1 protein-coding gene is annotated in these 300 nt (G+C 39.0%); it reads right to left on the reverse strand.

Going from position 1 to position 300, the window contains the following annotated elements; all coding sequences use genetic code 11:
• Nucleotides 1-300: oligopeptide/dipeptide ABC transporter ATP-binding protein (locus tag RYX56_RS21795; protein WP_336623193.1), on the reverse strand; the 300-nt coding region annotated here is incomplete at both ends.

Consider the following 300-nt stretch of genomic DNA (forward strand, 5'->3'; position numbering starts at 1 on the left):
TAGCATATTTATTTCGTGCTGCAAAAGCATCACCTTCAGGTGGACTCAATAAGTCTGGCGGGGTTCCTGGAATGGTAATGAGTTCTTCTCCATAATAGTTAGTATTAGGCATTGCTCCGAGAAGCCCCCAGGTATATGGATGCTTTGGGTTATAAAATATTTCATCCACTGTTCCAATTTCAACGATTTTCCCAGCATACATAACCGCTACACGGTCTGCTATATTCGCTACCACTCCTAAATCATGTGTAATAAAAATAATGGAGGTTCCCATTTTCTTTTGTAGTATTTTCAAAAGTT

The sequence above is a fragment of the Alkalihalophilus lindianensis genome (genome assembly GCF_032843265.1).
Lineage (GTDB): Bacteria > Bacillota > Bacilli > Bacillales > Bacillaceae_D > Alkalihalophilus > Alkalihalophilus lindianensis.